18 protein-coding genes are annotated in these 16,604 nt (G+C 39.3%); 16 read left to right on the top strand and 2 right to left on the bottom strand.

Annotated elements, in window-relative coordinates; all coding sequences use genetic code 11:
* Window positions 1-16 precede the first annotated feature (16 nt).
* A complete protein-coding gene (locus PO903_RS18240) occupies window positions 17-253 on the top strand; it encodes a hypothetical protein (RefSeq protein ID WP_069325999.1) in 237 nt (78 codons plus the stop codon).
* Between the two features lie 115 nt (window positions 254-368).
* Window positions 369-842 (top strand): hypothetical protein, encoded by a 474-nt coding sequence (locus PO903_RS18235; protein WP_137221530.1) that lies wholly within the window; start codon window positions 369-371, stop codon window positions 840-842.
* A 75-nt stretch (window positions 843-917) separates the two neighbouring features.
* Here the strand turns inward: PO903_RS18235 and lexA are convergent, their stop codons facing one another.
* A complete protein-coding gene (gene lexA, locus PO903_RS18230; RefSeq protein WP_069325997.1) occupies window positions 918-1,544 on the bottom strand; it encodes a transcriptional repressor LexA in 627 nt (208 codons plus the stop codon).
* 266 nt (window positions 1,545-1,810) lie between these two features.
* Between lexA and yneA the strand changes: the two genes are divergently transcribed.
* From yneA to PO903_RS18210, 4 genes are all read left to right on the top strand, one after another.
* Entirely contained in the window at window positions 1,811-2,371 is a 561-nt protein-coding gene (yneA, locus tag PO903_RS18225) for a cell division suppressor protein YneA (RefSeq protein WP_161594212.1), read from the top strand.
* Between the two features lie 209 nt (window positions 2,372-2,580).
* Window positions 2,581-2,790 carry a DUF896 domain-containing protein gene (locus PO903_RS18220; RefSeq protein ID WP_069325995.1) on the top strand — a complete coding sequence of 70 codons (210 nt, stop codon included), beginning with the start codon at window positions 2,581-2,583 and terminating at the stop codon, window positions 2,788-2,790.
* A gap of 183 nt (window positions 2,791-2,973) precedes the next feature.
* Entirely contained in the window at window positions 2,974-3,495 is a 522-nt protein-coding gene (locus tag PO903_RS18215) for a hypothetical protein (protein WP_069325994.1), read from the top strand.
* Window positions 3,496-3,594: 99 nt separating this feature from the next.
* Window positions 3,595-4,389, top strand: coding sequence for an HAD family hydrolase (locus PO903_RS18210; RefSeq protein WP_273594207.1), 795 nt, complete (start codon window positions 3,595-3,597; stop codon window positions 4,387-4,389).
* Window positions 4,390-4,479: 90 nt separating this feature from the next.
* Here PO903_RS18210 and mtnD read toward each other — a convergent pair whose 3' ends face one another.
* Window positions 4,480-5,019, bottom strand: a complete 540-nt coding sequence (gene mtnD, locus PO903_RS18205; RefSeq protein WP_069325992.1) for an acireductone dioxygenase — start codon at window positions 5,017-5,019, stop codon at window positions 4,480-4,482.
* A 213-nt stretch (window positions 5,020-5,232) separates the two neighbouring features.
* Here mtnD and metH point away from each other — a divergent pair, with 213 nt between their 5' ends.
* The 10 genes from metH (at window position 5,233) to PO903_RS18155 (ending at window position 16,576) form a co-directional block, all read left to right on the top strand.
* Entirely contained in the window at window positions 5,233-8,673 is a 3,441-nt protein-coding gene (gene metH / locus PO903_RS18200; RefSeq protein WP_273594206.1) for a methionine synthase, read from the top strand.
* Window positions 8,674-8,776: 103 nt separating this feature from the next.
* Window positions 8,777-9,709, top strand: coding sequence for a ribonuclease Z (gene rnz, locus PO903_RS18195; RefSeq protein ID WP_069325990.1), 933 nt, complete (start codon window positions 8,777-8,779; stop codon window positions 9,707-9,709).
* Between the two features lie 93 nt (window positions 9,710-9,802).
* Window positions 9,803-10,609, top strand: a complete 807-nt coding sequence (nucF, locus tag PO903_RS18190; protein ID WP_273594205.1) for a 5' nucleotidase NucF — start codon at window positions 9,803-9,805, stop codon at window positions 10,607-10,609.
* Window positions 10,610-10,635: 26 nt separating this feature from the next.
* Window positions 10,636-11,460, top strand: a complete 825-nt coding sequence (locus PO903_RS18185) for an Fpg/Nei family DNA glycosylase (RefSeq protein WP_273594204.1) — start codon at window positions 10,636-10,638, stop codon at window positions 11,458-11,460.
* A gap of 33 nt (window positions 11,461-11,493) precedes the next feature.
* Window positions 11,494-11,844 (top strand): cyclic-phosphate processing receiver domain-containing protein, encoded by a 351-nt coding sequence (locus PO903_RS18180; protein ID WP_069325987.1) that lies wholly within the window; start codon window positions 11,494-11,496, stop codon window positions 11,842-11,844.
* Window positions 11,845-11,849: 5 nt separating this feature from the next.
* Entirely contained in the window at window positions 11,850-12,173 is a 324-nt protein-coding gene (locus PO903_RS18175) for a thioredoxin family protein (protein ID WP_161594213.1), read from the top strand.
* Window positions 12,174-12,198: 25 nt separating this feature from the next.
* The gene (locus PO903_RS18170) at window positions 12,199-13,269 is read left to right on the top strand and encodes an SAM-dependent methyltransferase (protein ID WP_273594203.1); all 1,071 of its coding nucleotides are present in this window, start codon (window positions 12,199-12,201) and stop codon (window positions 13,267-13,269) included.
* A 68-nt stretch (window positions 13,270-13,337) separates the two neighbouring features.
* Window positions 13,338-13,808, top strand: a complete 471-nt coding sequence (locus PO903_RS18165; RefSeq protein WP_137221545.1) for a DinB family protein — start codon at window positions 13,338-13,340, stop codon at window positions 13,806-13,808.
* A gap of 236 nt (window positions 13,809-14,044) precedes the next feature.
* Window positions 14,045-15,526, top strand: a complete 1,482-nt coding sequence (locus PO903_RS18160; protein WP_273594202.1) for a serine/threonine protein kinase — start codon at window positions 14,045-14,047, stop codon at window positions 15,524-15,526.
* Window positions 15,527-15,553: 27 nt separating this feature from the next.
* Window positions 15,554-16,576, top strand: coding sequence for an SAF domain-containing protein (locus tag PO903_RS18155; protein WP_069325983.1), 1,023 nt, complete (start codon window positions 15,554-15,556; stop codon window positions 16,574-16,576).
* Window positions 16,577-16,604: the final 28 nt, after the last annotated feature.

Raw genomic sequence — 16,604 nt, 5'->3', positions numbered from 1 at the left:
GAAAGGAGAATACACAATGAAATCCAAAATGAAAATTGATCCCCAAAAATTTGCATACACTGTGATTTCAAGTTATTCATCAGATAAAGAGAATGCAGAAGCGATTGCCAAAGATCATCTGAGCGTATTTTTGAATGCTTATTTTGTAGCAGAAAAATTCAATATATTAGAATCTCAATTAGCAGAAAAAGCAGAAAGTAAAGATTTCAAAGCATTATTAGCTAAATTAATGGATACTAAGCTTTTTGGATAAGGTAGAACAAGATATTAGTTGGAAAAATATAATAGTAAGAGGAAATAAAAGGTATTCATTCTCTCAGATTAGGTTATGATGAAAGGGTAATTTAACTTATGAGAGAGGTGAGGTTATGGGTTGGATTGAGTCTGCGGCAATACGTGCGCGAGAAGAGAAAGTAGAGAAGGAAAAAGCTCATACCTATTCTTTAGAAATCCACGAACATTTTTTGGAACACTGCGAAGATTTATGGATGAAGTTTTCTACGATTTTAGAAGAGATCCAAGAAAATTTCAAAGAAGATTGTAGTGTTCAAAAAAAAGATGGAACTCAATTAGTCATTACAATCGCTCTCGTTGTTATTACGATCAATGCCGTGAAAAAAAATCTGACTGAGCACTATCATGGAGAAGCTTATATAGAATATAGTTGCTCACACAATCCAGGAAAACCTCAACTTGCTGTAGAATCATTATATTTAAATCCAATCGATCATCCTGTGTGGATGTATAAAATGGAGCAGAATGGAAAAGAAGTAGATGTTCCTTTTAGTGAGATCGAAGCTGAAGATGTTATTAAAACGGCTCTATGGAAATATATACAATAAATATGTAATAGTAATAAACTACAAAAAAGACCACTACCGATTAAGATAGTGGTCTTTTCTTATGATACATATGATTTAGTGCAGATTACGGAACAAACCTACAACTTTACCCAAAATCGTAACATGCGTCAGACGTAGTGGCTGATACATAGGATTTTCAGGTTGTAGACGAATATGGTCTTTTTCTTTGTAAAAAGTTTTGACCGTTGCTTCATCGTCTTCTGTCATAGCGACAACAATATCGCCATTATCAGCGGTTTGTTGTTGACGTACGATCACGTAATCACCATTATAAATCCCTGCTTCAATCATACTGTCTCCAACTACAGAAAGCATAAATACTTGTCCTTCACCTGTAAAATTCTGTGGTAGAGGGAAGTAATCTTCAATATGTTCTGTAGCTGTAATCGGAACACCGGCGGTTACTTTTCCAATAATAGGAACACGAGATACCGTTTGAGCGAAAAGAATATTACTTTCAGACTCTTCTTGACCCAACAACTCGATGGCACGAGGTTTGGTCGGGTCGCGTCGAATCAGTCCTTTTTTCTCCAAACGATCCAGATGACCATGTACAGTAGAACTAGAAGCAAGACCTACAGCTTCACCAATTTCACGTACAGATGGCGGGTAACCTTTAAGTTTGACTTCATTTCGGATAAATTCCAAAATGGCCTGTTGGCGACTTGAAACTTTTGACATACCTTATCAACCCCAATGCTAGTAACGTTTGGCAAAATTATAACATAGAACTACCGTTCGTACAAACATAAGTTCTAAAATTTGTATATTTATTTGTTATTTGCTTATTTTCGTAGTCTATTCATCATCTAAATAGCATTATCTATAGTCCAAAAGTTGCGATAAAAAACACGAACGAAAGTTCGTAAAAAACTATTGAGTAAAACATATGTTCGTGTTATAGTGAATTTGAGAAAACAAGAACAAATGTTTGGAGCGTGATGACAATGTTAAAATATACTACATATCGTAGCATCCACAATCAGTCTGAAGAGGATGAACAACAGATTGATACATCAGGATCAGATATACATCATACATCAACAGGTTATTCGGAAAAACAAGCACAACAAGAAGCTATTCATGCTACACGAGCGGACAAAGATGTAGTTGTGGATGAATGGACTTACGTACCTACCGTACAGAAGATCCGTAAGCCGATTCAACCAAAAGGCAAAAAGACGTTACGTCAAAAAACACTTCATCTTATCCAAAGCACAGCGCAAAAAGTAAAATGGAAATCAGGCGGACGTTTGATGGTATGTTTTGTTTTTGCAGGCGTATTGTTATACGGTGGAGTTATTCATAATTTCGTAGTTGCAGACAAAGTAGAAGGCCCTACACAAAAAGTAGTGGTACATGCAGGGGACAGTCTATGGAGTATTGCGAAAGAATACAAATCTGTACAGACAGATACACGAGATTATATTGCTCAGATTCGTAGTGAGAATCAATTGGATTCAAGCGAAATCCAAGCAGGAGATGTGTTGGTTATTCCTTACGATTAATACACTATACTAAACTTAATATATACATGACTTATGGATACATGTATCGCAGGTAGTTTGTGTATGGGATAACGTCATCCGTTTATGAATATTGTGATCGAACGATCAATATCGTCAAAGTTTGTTGAGATCTATAGATCTTGACAAGCTTTTTTTTACATGTCAAAGTTAGTGGGGCAAAAAGCACACCGATCACATGGAGGTTAATTATGGATATCGATACACTGATTACACGCATCAATGAATTAGCTCGCAAAAAGAAAAGTTCAGGTCTTACAGCAGAAGAAACGATAGAGCGTGATGAATTACGTGCTGTTTATTTGAATAATATTCGTAGTAATTTCCGTCAACAATTAGATACAATTGAATTTGTAGAAGATACTGAACCATCGGATAACACCAAAAATAGTCAGAAATAAGAACATATAATAGCTTCAATCTACAAAAGAAAAATGAACGATAGTAAGGGTGCTCTAGCCGATCTGGAACAGAGCATCCTATTTTGCTATAGAAATTTGGGGCTTGTTCTGGCATGATAAGATAGAAGGAAGTCTTCTGCTTTTATTGTAAGGCTTACATTATCTATTAGGGGGAAACAAAGTATGTCCCGTTCCTGGGAAAGGCAAGTTCGACGTAACTCAAAGCAAGTCAATGCTACACGTAGAAAACAAGGTCAGACTTCTATCGGTGGCAAAACCAGTATTTCCGAATATACGGCATATAAAGGAAGAAATATTGTTTTTCCAGCTGCTCTAGTGATATTGGGAATTATTTATGCTGTTATGGGTATTATGTATCCAACAGCTGATGGATTTAGTGCGATCTTTATCATTACTGTCGCATTGTATATCTTACTGGGTGTTATGCTTTATTTCCGCAAACCGTACTTGAAAATTGGTAGAGATTCACTGATTACAACCAAATTTAATCGTGATCGTCTGATTTCTTCATCTCAAGTGAAAAGTATCCGTCTTCAAAAAGGATATGTTGTTATTGAACATAGCTCCAAAGGTGGAAGCTGGGTATTCTCTCGTACTCTAAACCGTTATGATACAGATGCAATGAGCGAGCATTTGCGTACATTTGCAGCACAACACAAAATTACGATTCAAGAAAAAGCGTAAGCTTTTTGGAGAATGATTGGCATATAGCATCTATATCTGAGCAAGCCATCTAGTTCTAGTATAGTCAAAGTAATCATTATCGTTGAGGAGGTACAGGCAGTGAGTATTGAAGCCGTGTTGTTTGATCTAGATGATACGTTATTATGGGATGAACGCAGTATAGAAGAAGCTTTTGCAGAGACTTGTCGTGTGGCTCAGGAAGCGACAGGGGTAGATCCTATCGCTTTGGAAGAAGCTGTACGTAGAGAAGCAAGAGCACTTTATGAATCCTATGAGACTTTTCCATTTACACAATGGATAGGAATTAATCCGTTTGAAGGCTTGTGGGCTCAATTTTCCGCAGGTGAACAACCAGAATTCCGTCAATTGCAAGCAATTGCACCGACTTATCGCAAAGAATCATGGCGTAACGGTCTAAGTGCAATGGGGATCGAAGATGAAGCTTTGGCACTACAACTGTCTGATCGATTCGTTCAAGAACGACGTAACCGTCCTCATATCTACGAAGAAACATTTCAGATTTTGGATGAATTACAAGGTAAAGTGAAGCTATTGTTACTGACCAACGGTTGCCCTGCTTTGCAACAAGAAAAGTTAGACGGTGTGCCCAAATTAGCTCCTTATTTTGATCAGGTGGTTGTATCGGGTGCATTTGGCAAAGGGAAACCGAATGCTGAGATCTTTGAGCATGCGCTTGGTTTGTTGGGAGTACAACCTGATCATGCACTGATGATCGGGGATAAGCTTACTACAGATATCAAAGGCGCACTTGCAGCAGGTATTAAGTCTGTCTGGGTGAATCGTAATGGTAAAGTCAATGATAGTGAGATCAAGCCTGATTATGAAATTAAAAGCTTAACTGAGATCCATCAGATTACAGCTCAGTTGGTGTAATAGACTGATCGGTTACGTACTAATAGTATCAAACACATCACAAAAATCCCTTACCCGATCAAAGCGGTAAGGGATTTTGTATGTGTATACTTATGCTTTTTGGAAAGAGCTATCTTCAAACGGAACAGCAATCCAACCGTCTGTTTCGACAAACAAACGAACAGCTACAATTTTACGATTGTCAACAAGTGTAAAGAAGTGAGGTGTATTCTCAGGTACAGAAATAACATCGCCTGGTTCTAACTCAACATCGAAATATCCATGCTCAGGGCTTTTGATAATAAAAATACCGTTCCCCGATACGATCGCACGAATTTCATCTTCTGTATGTGTATGAATCTCTTCGAATTTAGCTAACTTCGCTTCAAGATCAGGTGTAGACTCAGATAATGTAATCACGTCCCAAGTACGGTAACCACGACGTGCTGAAAGGTCTTTGATTTCTTCAGCATACGTATCCAAAACCGCTTGTTTTTGCTCATCTGTTAAAGTGAAGTTATCTTGCAATTCAGGAGCTAATTTGGAAGCATCCCATTTTTCATATACCACTTCATGTTTGTTCAAAAACTCCAGAACCTTGTCATCTCCAGCAATTCGTTCGTTGGTATTTCTAATTCTGATTTCAGCCATCGGATTACCCTTCTTTCAATGTTTTTATGTTGTATTATAAAAGAAAAAGCATTTTTTGTCGATACTTTCATAGAAACTTCATCCTGTGTGTAGATAAAGTTGGTCCCTCTCATTATAAGCATAATATATCGATACATGACAAATAAGATTCTTTTCTAGTTAAAAGGTTTCTGTTAAACTAAAGCCTAACGTTTTGCGGGGAGGATCGAATAGATGAAGAAGCCTGACCTACAAGAAAGACTTGAACAGCGTATTCTGATTTTGGATGGCGCTATGGGTACTATGATTCAACAAAGAGATTTAACAGCTGATGATTTTGGGAGCGATGATCTGGACGGTTGTAATGAAATATTGGTTTTAACACGTCCCGATGTTATTCAAGAAATCCATGAACAATATTTAGCTGCAGGTGCAGATTTGATCGAAACGAATACATTTGGTGCAACATCAGTCGTTTTAGCTGAATATGATATTCAGGATCAAGCACGAGAATTGAATCTAGCAGCAGTAAAGCTTGCCAAAGCTGCTGTTGATAAATACAGCACTGCTGAACGCCCACGCTATGTTGTAGGCGCTATGGGACCCACTACCAAAACATTATCGGTTACTGGCGGAGTGACTTTTGATGAGCTGGTGGATAGTTATCAGGAACAGGCTGTTGCTTTGATAGAAGGCGGTTCAGATGTACTTCTATTAGAAACCTCGCAAGATACATTGAACGTGAAAGCAGGGAGTATCGGTATCCGTAATGCGTTTGAACAGACCGGTATTCATCTCCCTCTAATGATATCCGGTACAATTGAGCCCATGGGTACGACACTTGCCGGACAGAACATAGAATCTTTTTATATTTCTTTAGAACATTTGAATCCGATTTCAGTAGGTCTAAATTGCGCGACAGGGCCTGAATTTATGCGTGATCATATTCGTTCTTTATCTGAAATGGCAGGAGCCGCAGTAAGTTGTTATCCTAATGCAGGTTTGCCGGATGAAAATGGGAATTATCATGAATCTCCAGAATCACTAGGGCGCAAAATGGCAGCTTTTGCTGAACAAGGTTGGCTCAATATCGCAGGTGGCTGTTGCGGAACAACACCAGAACATATTCGAGTGATGGATGAATTATTATCCCAGTATCCACCTCGTCCTATGATCGGCACACATCCGCCTGCTTTATCTGGAATCGAACCTGTTTATATTGAACAAGATAATCGTCCTTATATGGTTGGTGAGCGTACCAATGTGCTGGGGTCACGTAAGTTCAAACGACTGATTGTAGAAGGCAAATACGAAGAAGCTTCTGAGATTGCTCGTGCTCAAGTTAAAAATGGTGCACAAGTGATAGATATTTGTGTACAGGATCCCGATCGAGATGAAACCTATGATATGGAGAAATTTTTAGATTTGGTTGTCAAAAAAGTAAAAGCTCCATTAATGATCGATACAACCGATGTTGCGGTGATTGATATTGCTCTTCGTTATTCGCAAGGTAAAGCGATTATCAATTCGATCAATTTAGAAGATGGTGAAGAAAAGTTCGAAGATGTCACACCACTGATTCATAAATACGGCGCTGCTGTAGTGGTAGGTACAATTGACGAACGAGGACAGGCAATAACCGCGCAAGATAAATTAGAAGTAGCTAAGCGTTCACAACAATTGCTTGTTAATAAATATGGGCTCAAAACAGAAGATTTGATTTTTGATCCGCTTGTTTTTCCAGTGGGTACAGGAGACGAACAATATATCGGCTCTGCTAAAGAAACGATTGATGGGATTCGCTTAATTAAGCAACAGGTTCCAGGCTGTCATACGATTCTAGGTATCAGTAATATATCGTTCGGATTACCTGAAGCAGGACGGGAAGTACTGAACTCTGTATTTTTATATGAATGTACCAAAGCAGGATTAGACTATGCGATTGTGAATACGGAGAAATTAGAGCGATATGCTTCTATTCCTGATCATGAGCGTCATCTTGCAGAAGAATTACTTTACAACACCAATGATGCAACACTGGCTGAATTTGTTGCTGCTTTTCGGAATAAGAAGGTAGAAAAGAAAGTTCTCGATTCTAATCTTACTGTTGAAGAACGATTGGCTTCTTATGTAGTTGAAGGAACCAAAGAAGGCTTACTTCCAGATTTGGAAAAGGCACTTCAAAAGTATTCCTCGCTAGAAGTTATTAATGGTCCGCTTATGGCTGGTATGGAAGAAGTCGGACGATTGTTTAATAACAATGAACTGATTGTAGCTGAAGTGTTGCAAAGTGCTGAAGTGATGAAAGCATCTGTTGCTTATCTGGAACAATTTATGGAGAAAAATGAATCGTCTGTAAAAGGTAAGATTTTGCTGGCAACTGTTAAAGGCGATGTACATGATATCGGTAAAAATTTAGTAGAGATCATTTTATCCAATAATGGTTATAAAATTATTAATCTAGGCATTAAAGTACCACCTGAACGTATTATCGAAGCATACCGTAATGAAAAAGCAGATGCTATCGGGCTATCAGGGCTATTGGTCAAATCAGCTCAACAAATGATCACCACAGCTCAAGATCTGCGAAGTGCAGGTATTGCGATTCCGATTCTAGTCGGTGGAGCTGCCTTAACTCGTAAATTTACCAAAAACCGTATACGACCTGAATATGATGGATTGGTATTATACGCCAAAGATGCAATGGATGGTCTTGATATAGCCAACCGTCTGATGAATCCTGAAAAACGGGCAGTGATCGAAGCTGAAGTTGCCGCTGAAAATGAGATTGATACAGCAGTAGCGGTAGAAGTTGCGCCATTACCTGTACTGACTCGTGCGGTAAAATCAGATATTGATCCTAATGTACAGATCTATATTCCGCCTGATCTAGATCGTCATGTATTGCGTAATTATCCGCTTGGTCATATTTTGCCGTATGTGAATATGCAGATGCTTCTAGGACATCATTTAGGGCTTAAAGGTTCTGTAGAGCAATTGTTAGCGAAGGAAGATCCGAAAGCAGTACAGCTCAAATCGGTAGTAGACGAAATATTGCAAAAAGCATTGACCGAGCATATTATTCAGGCTCACGGTATGTATCGCTTTTTCCCTGCTCAATCCAGTGGAAATGATGTCATCGTCTATGATCCAGAAGATCACAGCCGAATCTTGCATACATTTACTTTCCCTCGCCAACAAGTCGAGCCTTATCTCTGTCTCGCTGACTTTTTGAAGTCTGTAGAAAGTGGTATGATGGATTATGTAGGATTTATGGTAGTCACTGCCGGTCAGGGGATTAGTGCACTTGCTTCAGAGTGGAAAGACAAAGGCGATTATCTACGTTCCCATGTTCTTCAGGCTGTAGCTCTAGAGACCGCAGAAGGACTTGCAGAACGTGTTCATCATATGATGCGTGATAGTTGGGGATTCTCTGATCCAGCCACCATGACGATGAAGCAACGCTTAGGCGCACGTTATCAAGGGATTCGGGTATCATTTGGTTATCCTGCTTGCCCTGATTTGGAAGATCAAGGTCCTTTATTTGCTTTATTAAAACCTGAAGATATCGGTGTTGAATTAACCGAAGGATTTATGATGGAGCCAGAAGCTTCAGTATCAGCGATGGTATTCAGCCATCCACAAGCTCGTTATTTTAATGTCGATAAGGCGTAACTATAGATTGAGTTGTATCATCTGTTATTATTGCAGAATCCTCCGACCCATCGGGGGATTTTTGTTACGGAACTTGGCGAACACAGAAGGAAGGTAGAGAGAGATGGAATTGTATTTTTTGGGAACCAATGCAGGGGTCCCTACACTTCAGCGTAATGTGACCTCTATTGGATTGCGAATGTATGAAGAACGCCGTGCCTTATGGTTATTTGATTGTGGAGAAGGTACTCAGCATCAAGTATTACGTTCTTTACTCAAATTAAGTAAATTAGAAAAGATTTTTATTACTCATTTACATGGTGATCATTTATTCGGTCTTCCGGGATTATTATCCAGTCGTGCTTATCAAGGAGGAGTGACTCCGCTGACAGTGTATGGTCCTGTAGGATTAGAACGATATATTCGTACCACACTCGAACTCAGTCAATCACGTATTGAATATGAGTTGAATATTGTGGAACACGAAGGCGGCGTAGTCTTTGAAGACGAAATGTTTCGCGTAGAGTCTGCATTATTAGAGCATCGTATTGATAGTTACGGGTATCGTATTATTGAAAAAGATCGCCCGGGACAATTGAATTTTGAAATATTAAAACATCATGGGATTAAGCCAGGACCTCTCTACGGGCAGTTGAAAAACGGAGGTAGTATCCAGTTAGCAGATGGACAAACATTACACTCTCATCAAGTCGTAGGAAAACCGAAAAAAGGAAAAATAATTACGATTCTAGGAGACACAAGACCTTGTCCTAATGTAAGTCTGCTGGCGCAAGATGCAGATGTATTGGTGCATGAAGCTACTTTCTTGCAAGATATGGAAGAAACTGCTCATAATTATTATCATAGTACTACATTACAAGCGGCACATGCAGCTAAAGAAGCGAATGCACACGAATTGATTTTGACTCATTTCAGCTCCCGTTATAAAGATCGTGAGCAACTTGAGCCTTTGCTTCAAGAAGCCAAAAGTGTGTTTGAAAATACTTTGTTAGCAGAAGAACATGTACTATTTCCGATCACTTCTAAGTCGGTTTGAAGTATTTTTGTTGCGGCAATATAAGGATACCGTTTGCCTTATGCCGCAACTTTTTTTACAATGAAGATTGTGAGTGATAGAAAGGGTGTCTATATGACAACAAATCGTAAAGGATTGCTAATTGATCTGGATGGTACATTGTATCATGGTGATACCGTGATCGAAGGAGCAAGTGCTTGGATAGAAGATTTACAGTCGAAGCAGATTCCTTATTTATTTGTTACCAATAACTCTTCACGTACGCCGCAAGGAGTCGCAGATCATCTGACTCATCTAGGCATACCTGCTAGTGCTGAACAAGTATGTACTTCGGCTATGGCAGCGGCTCATTATATTGCAGAGCAGTCACCTACTTCCAGTGTATATGTCATTGGAGAAGATGGATTGAAGCAAGCCGTAACAGCACACGGATTACAATTAACAGAGGAACAACCGGATTATGTCCTTCAAGGGATTGATCGTCAATTTACATATGAAAAGCTGACCAAGGCATTACGCCTGATCGCAAGTGGAGCTCAGTTTATTCTGACGAACCCCGATCTTCAGCTTCCTTCACATGATGGTTTGTTGCCAGGAGCAGGTACGATTGGCGCATCCATTGCTGCCGCTACAGGTGTAGAACCTGTTGTGATAGGTAAACCATCAGCTATCTTGATGGAATATGCATTAGAACGCTTAGGACTACCTGCAAGCGATGCGATTGTAGTAGGTGATAATCTATTAACAGATATTGCTGCTGGTGCGGCAGCGGGTTGTGTAACAGTACTGGTCTTAAGCGGTATTACAACAACAGTGAATATGTCTATACATGAAGCCAAAGCAGGGGTCAAAGCAGATATCATATGTCAGAATCTTGCCGAAGTCAGTTCGGCACTTGGATTCCAGTCATTATCCCATTAATTGATATAGAGAGAGGAAGAATTCTTATGCCAGAATTGCCAGAATTAGAAAACTATAAAGTGCAATTAAGCAATTACATTTTAAATGTACCGATTACTCAAATTGAGGTTAAGCGTGCCAAAGCTGTTAATCTCGAATCCGAACAAGTAAATCGTCAAATTGTAGGCGAACGAATTGCTTTTATCGAACGTCGCGGCAAATATTTAAATTTGCATACCAACAATGGACAACGTCTGCTTTTAAGTATTGCAGCAGGTGGTTCTTTATTTTATGGCAAAACAAAAGACAATACAGATCGTGTATCTGATGTTGAAATTCAATTCGAAGATCACAATTCTCTTTACTTTACCGGTGCACGTCAAGGGATGTTCTATGTGTATACTGCCAAAGAAGCAGGCGCTAAATTAAAAGATTTAGGTCCTGAAGCAACCGATCGCAAATTAACGGAAGAACAGTTCATCAAATTATATAAAGGTCGTCGCAGTTCTCTTAAAACGGCATTGACCAATCAAAATCTAGTAGCAGGTATTGGAAGCTACTATGCGGATGAGATCGCATTTACAGCTGGATTATTACCATCTGCCAAAGTACAAGAACTAGAAGATGAAGCATTATCTCGTCTTTATGTCGCTATGCAGACTGTACTAGAAGAAGCGATTCAAACAGGTGGACATCTTGCGGGTCAACCTTTAACAGTAACGGATTCGTTAACAGGTGGATTCCATGAACTTCGTCGTGTATATGAGCGTGAAGGTGAACCTTCTGTACGTTCTGCCAAAGACTTAATTGTCAAAACCGAAGTCTCAGGTAAAAAAGCATATTACTGTCCAGCTACACAATTTGAAAAATAAAATCAAGCCATAGGAACCGAGGAGGCAGTATTTATGATCAATCTTTATTTGGATGATTATCGTCCTTGCCCCAAAGGTTTTGCTCTAGCGAGAGACGGAGAAGAATGTCTGATGATGCTCAGAGAGAGCGAAGTTCATATTCTTTCGCTAGATCATGAGCTTGGTTTTGGGCAAATGGATGGAACAGATGTAGTCAAAGCGATGGTGCATGAAGGTCTATTTGCTAATGAAATTTATTTGCATACTTCAAGTATGTCAGGTCGCAAGCGAATGTATGAACTGTTGTATCAAGCGAAGCCTGAACATGTGATTCTGCATGATGGTGCTATGCCTGCGGAACTTCTGAGTGATATCGCTAACCAAGCTTCACAAGGGCAAGGGTGATGGTTATGATCGAAGAACTGACAGAACAACAAGCGCTAGCTATGGCGACCACATCAGGACAAGCAGTAGCTATATATGCGTATACACCGCTTTGTGGTACTTGTAAAATGGGGCGACGGATGTTGGAAATTACGTTACCTCTTTTGCCAGAACAAACGGTATATGCTTTAAATGTTAACTTTGCACCTACATTTGTACAAGCTTACGAAATTAGCAGTATACCGTGTCTGATTGTATTTGAAGCGTGGAGAGAAAAAACTCCACGTTTTTTATACCGTATGGAATCTGTTCCACGTATACTTGAACATATCCGTAGTGCAATCGCATAAATTATTGGAGGCTGAACATTAACTCATGAATGACCAAGAAAACAATACGCAAGAACAAGAGCAACAAAGCGATTCTCGCTGGATCGGAACAGCTAATCACGGTTTTGCTCCTTATGCACAAGAAGAATTAAAAAGAGCTTTCGGAGCTGTAAAAAGTTCTGTTTTAGTTGCTTCTGAAGTGCTTTTATTAACTTTACCTGTAGCTAGTGAGCAAGTGGTACAACGTTTATTAGCAGAACCGCCTATGTTCTTACGTCATATTCAACCGGTTCATTATGATCTGGTATTGGATCAGATCGATGCAGCGCAACATCCATTTGATGTATTAGCCGATTTACTATTGAAACGTGATGAATTGAAAGGTATTCGTCTAGCTGTGCATATTCGCAAAACAGCTGATGCTGCACCAGAAGAAAATGCGTCTGAATTACGTCATCTACTCGAACAACGTCTAATGGGCTTGCAGTCTGATTTTGCAGTACAGGATGCAGACAAAGTAGTCTCTGTATTTTGGACAGCAGAACGATTGTATGCAGGCATTTCGGTGCCAACAGATAATCTGTCGGATTGGAATGGTGGAGCTGTTCGTTTCCAACGAGAAGAAGGTCAGATTTCGCGTGCCAAATTCAAATTACTTGAAGCAGAACGTGTATTTGGAATCGACTTTACTGCGTTTCGTTCTGCGGTTGATGTAGGTGCTGCGCCGGGAGGCTGGACTTCTTTTCTACTGGACAAAGGATTGCAAGTGACAGCAGTAGATCCAGCTAAAATGGATCCTTCTCTACAAAATATTCCTAATCTTAAAGTAGTCAAAAAAAATGCAGCTGATGTCAAATTCAAACCGAATGAATTCGATCTACTGGTTTGTGATATGAGCTGGAGCCCTAAGTTAACAGCTAAATTGGTTATTGGTATGTTAGATGCTGTTGTGCCGGGCGGAACTGTGATTGTTACAGTGAAGTTAATGAACAAAAAGCCACTGGCTTTGATCAAAGAAGTCATCAGCACCTTTGAAGAAGCGCGTATGCAGGTTCAACGTGCGAAGCAATTATTTCATAACCGTGACGAGATTACGCTCTATATGGTCAAATACTGATAAAATAGGGTTGGTCAGATCATTGGATATATCAATATAAAGATCAATGTGGAGAAGGATGTGTACTTATGCAAAACGCAATTTATCGTTATTTACCGGATATGGAGCATTTTGTAGAACAGATTCGCGCGATTCCTGAAGCAGAAATTGATTTTAAACCAGCACCAGAAGCATGGAGCATTCATGAGATCGTTGTTCATCTATTTGATGTAGAAATTATGCTTCAATCCCGATTGAAATCAGTCTTGGCTGAAGAAAATCCTGTGATTAGAGCATTTGATCAAGATCTATGGGCACAAAATCTAAAGTATAGTTCACTTAATATGGAACATCACCTGCAAGCATTGATCGCAATGCGTAGGGCTTTTGCACCTGTTTTGGAGCAGATTCGTGATGAAGATTGGGAACGTACAGGTGAGCATACAGAAGATGGAACACTGTCTGCACGTATGATTGCAGAGAAACTTTGTGTATCTCATTTAGAATTGCATGTCAAACAAGTGCAACGTAATCGAGACGCTTATGCTGCTCAAAAATGATCATATTGAACTATGTAGGAAAATAGTCTTATAAAAAGTCTTTACAAATCCCGACTTTATCATTTATAATAAATTCAAATTGAAGTGCAACGGACAGGGAAAGCATCCCGTCCACTGAAACAACTAATCCTAACAGGGTTATTTTCAGTGTGGCGGAAGCTTTCCCTTTTTTGTTGCATTTTTTGATATGGAGACGATATGACTGAATAACAAACTGTAATCAAGGAGGTATATCTATGATTCATTCATCCAAATTAGCATATGGCATGGTACTAGGAGATCGCTATCGGATTGAGCAAAAGTTAGGCAGTGGTGGTATGAGTCATGTCTATCTAGCTCATGACTTGAAGTTACCTGGACGATCTTGGGCGATCAAAGAAAGTGTCTCTGCGCCATCACAATTTGTAAATGTAGCCGATGAAGCACAGATGTTAATTACATTGAGTCATCCTTCTTTACCGAGAATTGTAGATTTTTTTGAGCCTGATGCTGAAGGATTTACATACTTAGTTATGGATTATATTGAAGGTATTACATTGGATCAACAATTCAAAAAACATCCTGAATATATTACAGCATCTTTTATTATGCGCTGTGCAGATCAATTGTGCGAAGTACTAGAGTATTTACATGATCGTGAACCACCGATTGTTTTTCGAGATATGAAGCCTTCTAATGTGATGGTCACACCGATGCAAGATATGAGGTTGATCGATTTCGGAATTGCACGCAACTTTAAGCCAGAAGAAACAGAAGATACAGTGAAATTAGGAACGGTTGGATTCGCTGCACCCGAACAATATGGTAGTGGACAAACGGATAGTCGTTCTGATTTGTATGGATTAGGAGCATTAATTCTGTATCTAGCTACAGGAGGTCATTATAGCGAATGGATGCCCGGTATGGAGAAATTTATTCGTAGCGATCTTCCTCGTGGAATTATCCCTGTATTACGCAAAATGCTACAACAGCGTCCCATCGATCGTTTTCAAAATGCTACTGAAGCTCGTGAAGCAATACGAAGAGCGGTGCAAGAAAATATAGTGCCTATCTATCCGAATTCACTTTCTAGCGCTGTAAATATGCAACAAGCGACGATGGTAGTGGCTGTAATTGGCACAGCATCAGGTACAGGAACAACACATACAGCTATAGCAATCGCCCATTATCTTGCCCGTCATGGAGGCGGCGTTGCTCTAGCAGAAATGAATGGAGTACCTGGAACATTTGCAAGAATTCAATCGGTTGCAGGAGGAAGCTCCAACCCGCTTGATCGTAAATTTCAAATACAACATGTAGATTATTGGCGAGAATCAGCACGTGCAGAAGTAGTGAATTTGTTGGGTGGAAGTTATCGCTTTCTCGTACTTGATCTCGGTTGCTACAAAGACAATGAGCGCTTAGAAGAGTTTTTAAGAGCCGATATTCCGATTGTAGTAGGATCGGGAGCTGAATGGCGTTATCAAGATATTTTGAAGTTTGCAGAACAATTGCAACGTCATCCGCAAAACAAATGGCATTATTGTTTACCTTTGGCTACACAAGAAGTGACACAGCGGATAAGCAAAGAGATGGAGACTCAGCAAGTCTATGCGTTACCATGGCAACCTGATCCTTTTGATCAACATGCGCAGATGGATACCGCTCTACAAACTATTTTCAATAGTATTATCCCAGCACCTATCAAAAGAAAAAAATTTCGCTTTAGTCTACGTTAAAAAGCAGAAATGAAGGAGATTATAACATTGTCTAAAATCAGACAACGCACCAAGCATTTAATATATGCAGGTTTATGCGGAGCAGGGGCGATTGGTCTTTGTTTTGCAGGATATGTGATTTACTCTAGTATTCAGTTCAAGCATGATCAGAATGAACTTAGAGCACGCTATGAACAGCAGATACGCACATTAGAAGAAGGCACAGAACGTGTAACTGTATTTGTACCTTCACAAGAAGTAACAGCAGGCAAAGAAATCACTAAAAAAGATCTAGTTAGCATCAATTTGCCTAAGCAATCTTTGCCAGATCATCTCTTACCTACAGTCAATGAGTTAGTCGGTAAAACAACTAAAATTAATTTAACCCGTAATATGCCGATCACCACTTCGATGATCTATGAAGAACAGCCGACTACAGATGATATGCGTAATCGTGAACTAAACACCATCTTAATGCCTACAGATATCAAAAAGGGAGATACGATTGATATTAGGATTCAATTTCCTACCGGGCAAGATTATATTGTGTTAACCAAAAAGAAATTAAATAATTTAGATTATCCAACCATATGGACCACTTTAAAAGAAGACGAAATGTTAGCATTATCCAGTGCAACCGTAGATGCGTTATTGCATAAAGCATCATTGTACGCTGTTAGTTATGTAGAACCAGAATTACAAAAAGAAGCTATTCCTACGTACCCTTCTAACGCTGAAGTATTAAATTTAATGAAAGCAGATCCTAATATCGTAGGCACAGCAGAACGTTATTTATTAGACAATGTACGGAAGCAATTAGAATTAGATCTTAAAGCTCTATCCGATGAACAACGACTCAATATTGCACAGTCTGCTCAATCGGCAGCAGAATCTGCTGTATCTACAAGACAATCCTACAATCAGTCAGGTGGAGCAAGTTCATATAACAACAATTCTAATCAGGAAATGAATACATCTAACAACGAACAGACAACTACAGATAATAGTTCTACCAATACTGAGAATTCGATATATAAAAACAACGCATCTGAAGCCTTTACATCCCAATAGATCGAAACTAGAAACGATACCCTTTACA

Origin of the sequence: Paenibacillus sp. PK4536 (assembly GCF_028594455.2) — a bacterium.
In the GTDB taxonomy this organism is placed as follows: domain Bacteria; phylum Bacillota; class Bacilli; order Paenibacillales; family Paenibacillaceae; genus Saccharibacillus; species Saccharibacillus nuruki.
Note: the sequence above shows the minus strand (reverse complement) of the source record. Positions and strands in the feature narration are given on the sequence as shown.

What these genes read in the sequence shown, in the direction of transcription:
- PO903_RS18240 (WP_069325999.1), top strand. Translation starts at nt 17, where the DNA reads ATGAAATCCAAAATGAAAATTGATCCCCAAAAATTTGCATACACTGTG.
- PO903_RS18235 (WP_137221530.1), top strand. Translation starts at nt 369, where the DNA reads ATGGGTTGGATTGAGTCTGCGGCAATACGTGCGCGAGAAGAGAAAGTA.
- lexA (WP_069325997.1), bottom strand. Translation starts at nt 1,544, where the DNA reads ATGTCAAAAGTTTCAAGTCGCCAACAGGCCATTTTGGAATTTATCCGA.
- yneA (WP_161594212.1), top strand. Translation starts at nt 1,811, where the DNA reads ATGTTAAAATATACTACATATCGTAGCATCCACAATCAGTCTGAAGAG.
- PO903_RS18220 (WP_069325995.1), top strand. Translation starts at nt 2,581, where the DNA reads ATGGATATCGATACACTGATTACACGCATCAATGAATTAGCTCGCAAA.
- PO903_RS18215 (WP_069325994.1), top strand. Translation starts at nt 2,974, where the DNA reads ATGTCCCGTTCCTGGGAAAGGCAAGTTCGACGTAACTCAAAGCAAGTC.
- mtnD (WP_069325992.1), bottom strand. Translation starts at nt 5,019, where the DNA reads ATGGCTGAAATCAGAATTAGAAATACCAACGAACGAATTGCTGGAGAT.
- metH (WP_273594206.1), top strand. Translation starts at nt 5,233, where the DNA reads ATGAAGAAGCCTGACCTACAAGAAAGACTTGAACAGCGTATTCTGATT.
- rnz (WP_069325990.1), top strand. Translation starts at nt 8,777, where the DNA reads ATGGAATTGTATTTTTTGGGAACCAATGCAGGGGTCCCTACACTTCAG.
- nucF (WP_273594205.1), top strand. Translation starts at nt 9,803, where the DNA reads ATGACAACAAATCGTAAAGGATTGCTAATTGATCTGGATGGTACATTG.
- PO903_RS18185 (WP_273594204.1), top strand. Translation starts at nt 10,636, where the DNA reads ATGCCAGAATTGCCAGAATTAGAAAACTATAAAGTGCAATTAAGCAAT.
- PO903_RS18180 (WP_069325987.1), top strand. Translation starts at nt 11,494, where the DNA reads ATGATCAATCTTTATTTGGATGATTATCGTCCTTGCCCCAAAGGTTTT.
- PO903_RS18175 (WP_161594213.1), top strand. Translation starts at nt 11,850, where the DNA reads ATGATCGAAGAACTGACAGAACAACAAGCGCTAGCTATGGCGACCACA.
- PO903_RS18170 (WP_273594203.1), top strand. Translation starts at nt 12,199, where the DNA reads ATGAATGACCAAGAAAACAATACGCAAGAACAAGAGCAACAAAGCGAT.
- PO903_RS18165 (WP_137221545.1), top strand. Translation starts at nt 13,338, where the DNA reads ATGCAAAACGCAATTTATCGTTATTTACCGGATATGGAGCATTTTGTA.
- PO903_RS18160 (WP_273594202.1), top strand. Translation starts at nt 14,045, where the DNA reads ATGATTCATTCATCCAAATTAGCATATGGCATGGTACTAGGAGATCGC.